Here is a 3369-nt window from a genome sequence, read left to right as displayed (position 1 = left end):
TCTTGTTTTAAGAAACCAATTGCAATGTCTTTGTCTGTTGCAATTGCACCTTCGTCAGGTTCATTTTCTTTTGCAAGAATTTTTAATAGTGTAGATTTTCCTGCACCATTTTTTCCAATCAATCCGACACTATCGCCCGCATTTAGCCGAAACGCTATGTCTTTAAATAGATACGTTCCGCCAAAAGCGACAGCTATGTTGTGAATATTTATCATGTGTGTGACAAAAGTTACCGTTTTTATAAAATGTATGCCTTACTTTTGTAGTAAAGCAAGATGATTTTATACTATATTTTTACAAATGTTAAAAAAAGGATCGAAATTAAATAGTATTTTAACGGGAAGTTGCCCAAAATGCCAAAACGAACCTATGTACGAGGTAAAAAACCCGTATAAATTGAATACTACACTAAAAATGCACGAAACATGTGCGCATTGCGGCACGCGTTATAAGATTGAACCTTCTTTTTTTTACGGCGCTATGTATGTGAGTTATGGCGTTGGAATTGCCTTTGCATTTGCAGCATTTGTTGTTGCAAAGTGGTTTTTGAATGCTAGTTTGCTTGCTACCTTTTTTGCTATTATGGGAACGCTGATTGGTTTTATGCCAATAATTATGCGTGTTTCGCGAAATATTTGGATTAATATTTTTATGTCTTATGACAAGGAATTAGATCGAAAGAATCCTTAGTTTATTTTTGGTTTGAATTTGCTTTTCGATGCGCGTTTTCAGCGCTTCTTTTGTCATCGTGTTCTTTTGTAACGCTTTTTCTGTACCTTTTTTCAAAACGTTTGATGTTGATTTCATTTGGTAATACTGCATGATGCGTAAGATGGTTATAGAGTTGTTTTGCAACTGTTGGACCAATCATAACGCCACGCGTTCCTAAACCGTTTAAAACGGCTAATTGCGCATGTTTTGGATGTGTTCCTACCAACGGTCTTCGATCGGCAACGGTTGGTCGTATTCCTGCGACTTGATCTATGATTTCATACTCACATTGAATGAGTTTCGATAATTTTTCAGTTAGTTCTTGTTTTGCTTCTTCTGTTGGAATATTCGTTTTGTCTTCCCAATTGTAGGTTGCCCCAATTCGATAGGTATCATTTCCCATAGGAAGTATGAATACTGACGATTTTACAACCGTAGCTACTTGTAAGTTTGGTGCATTTATGGTTAGCAATTCCCCTTTTGTTCCGTTTAAAGGCAAGTAGGAGAAATAAGGATTTTGTTTGATTCCGAAACCTTCACAGAACACAATTTTTGTTGCTTGTATGTTTTGATACGCTAGCGAATCACCAGAAATTTTGAGTTTATCATATTGAAAGCTTTCGTTTCGCAAATAGTTTTTATCTTGAAGATATTCGCGATACGCTTTGAGTAGTTTTCCAGTAAAAATTCGCCCGGTTTCTTTGACTCTTCCCATAGAGAAAGATGCATTTACAGCTGTATTTGTATTTGTGATGAGTTTTGTATCAAGATATCTAGATAGTTTGGGTTTATCGGAAGCTTCAAACCACATATTTTGTTCTTCTACATCGGCAAAACGTCGCATGACTGCTAATTTTTCATCAAATTGTGTTTGCAGTTTTTTTTCTAATGCTTCATAAAAAGGCAAGGCAACTTCCAATTGTTCGTCTGCATTCCAAACTGGTGTAAATCGTTTTAAAATTACTGGATTATACAATCCGCCTGCAACCGTTGAAGATTTTTGAGAGTTATCTTCAAATACTACAAAATTTTTTCCTGCGGCTTCTAATTCTTCACAGAAAGCAATTCCGGCTAAACCTAATCCGACGATTATATAATCTATCATATTGCAAAAATAAAAAACGCCCACCAAATAGTGAGCGTTTTTATATTGTTATGTTATGAATTTAGTAATTCCACATGTCTTGTTCTCTTCCTCTGATCTTTTCTTTGATTCGTTCAGATTCTAATAACTGCATAAGAGAATTCTCTTTTACATAGTCGATGACTTTTCGATCGCCTTGTACATTCTCTTCTTTGTAGATGACTCCGTTAAAACGACGTGCGTTTAGTAAGTGATCAAAAGATAATGGTACGGCAGCATTTCGATCATTGAACGCTTTGGCACTGTGCAATATTTCTCTAGCATCTGGATAGAATACCCAAAATAACTCGATTAAATCTTGCTGTCCATCTAGATCTACAAATTGCGCTTCTGCTGATACAGGAGCAATTCCTAACAATCTAAACTTTAGTTCGCCTTGACGTTTGTCAAAATACCAAACTCCTTTTACATGGTATTCTTCAATATCTGCAGCGGTAAGCTCTCTTACTTCAATGTATTCATCAGAAAGTGCTTCTCCTCTGTTCAATTGATCAATTCCTGGAGGTAATGTATCGATTTTCTTTAAACTAGATTCGATATCTTTAAGCGTACGAGTTGCTGTAAAGTTTCCATCCTCATAAATTTTTTCAATCTTGTTTGATTTGATGTTCTTCATTAATACATCATATAAAGAACGTCTATCAGAACGCATACCAATAGAATCAATTGGATAGTATAACGGGAAGTTTACTCTTTCATCAAGATCAATAATTTCCCATGTTGTTGCAGACCAAAGAATATCTCTATCGTCTACGTATCCATAAGGTAATGGACCATCATTGTCAGCATCTTTTTGCGCTTGCGTTTTCACACCTATTTGACTCGGATCTTTAGCGTTCAATAAGTTTGCTTGTGCAAACATTGAGCCTGAGATTGTGAGTGCAAATGCAATTGTAAATAAACTTCTCCAATTCATAACAAATGTTTTAAAATAATTTTAGTTTGTAATTTCAACAAATACTGGCGAAACTTTTTTGATAATTAACCCAGGAGTTGATGACTTCGCTTTGATGTTGATAAACTGCACAGTTTGACCTCTTTTAGCACGCTTTAAAGCATTTTTAGCTCTTGCGTCTAGCTTACTTCCTCTTACCGTAATAGTTGGTTGCCCAGGAACTTTAAAGTCAAATTGTGTAATTCTTAATGGTAATTCAAAATCGAATGATTCAAAGTTTGCTTTTATAGAACCTTTTTCCACACCAGACTTACTCATTTTTGTTGCTCCTTTTACTCCTCTAAAGAATCCTGTTGGTGCAGGGATTTCTTTGATTCTGAATGTTTTACTATCTGATGATTTAGTTCCATCATCAAGTGTAGCAGAAACATTGATTTTCACTTCTGTTCCTGAAGTTGGCTTCATGTTGTATTTTCCATTTCCAACTTTGCTTAATCCTGGCGCATTGGCAACAACTTTGTTATCAGATACACCTGCAAAAGAAATTGTCATTGGGTTTACAACACCACGGTATACTACGTTCATTTTATCAGCAGAAATTGTAGCTGAGTTTGGACGT

At 35.5% G+C, this 3369-nt stretch carries 5 protein-coding genes; 1 reads left to right on the top strand and 4 read right to left on the bottom strand.

The window, feature by feature from the left end:
- On the bottom strand, window positions 1-215 hold a 215-nt coding region (locus AB8B65_RS16860), incomplete at its 3' end, for an ATP-binding cassette domain-containing protein (protein ID WP_405302447.1).
- Window positions 216-300: 85 nt separating this feature from the next.
- On the opposite strand from AB8B65_RS16860, the gene AB8B65_RS16855 reads away from it, so the two are divergent.
- Window positions 301-690 (top strand): DUF983 domain-containing protein, encoded by a 390-nt coding sequence (locus tag AB8B65_RS16855; protein WP_405302445.1) that lies wholly within the window; start codon window positions 301-303, stop codon window positions 688-690.
- A 1-nt stretch (window position 691) separates the two neighbouring features.
- Here AB8B65_RS16855 and AB8B65_RS16850 read toward each other — a convergent pair whose 3' ends face one another.
- From AB8B65_RS16850 to AB8B65_RS16840, 3 genes are all read right to left on the bottom strand, one after another.
- Window positions 692-1816, bottom strand: a complete 1125-nt coding sequence (locus tag AB8B65_RS16850; RefSeq protein WP_405302444.1) for an NAD(P)/FAD-dependent oxidoreductase — start codon at window positions 1814-1816, stop codon at window positions 692-694.
- Window positions 1817-1877: 61 nt separating this feature from the next.
- The gene (gene gldN / locus AB8B65_RS16845) at window positions 1878-2771 is read right to left on the bottom strand and encodes a gliding motility protein GldN (RefSeq protein ID WP_405302442.1); all 894 of its coding nucleotides are present in this window, start codon (window positions 2769-2771) and stop codon (window positions 1878-1880) included.
- A 21-nt stretch (window positions 2772-2792) separates the two neighbouring features.
- Window positions 2793-3369 (bottom strand): GldM family protein (locus AB8B65_RS16840; RefSeq protein WP_405302441.1); only part of this gene is annotated, 577 nt, incomplete at its 5' end.

It is taken from the genome of Kordia sp., assembly GCF_045105435.1.
Classification (GTDB): Bacteria; Bacteroidota; Bacteroidia; order Flavobacteriales; family Flavobacteriaceae; genus Kordia.
This window is presented reverse-complemented; position numbering and strand designations above follow the sequence as displayed.

Excerpts from the sequence above, each read along its gene's own strand:
- AB8B65_RS16855 (WP_405302445.1), top strand. The coding sequence starts at position 301 with ATGTTAAAAAAAGGATCGAAATTAAATAGTATTTTAACGGGAAGTTGC.
- AB8B65_RS16850 (WP_405302444.1), bottom strand. The coding sequence starts at position 1,816 with ATGATAGATTATATAATCGTCGGATTAGGTTTAGCCGGAATTGCTTTC.
- gldN (WP_405302442.1), bottom strand. The coding sequence starts at position 2,771 with ATGAATTGGAGAAGTTTATTTACAATTGCATTTGCACTCACAATCTCA.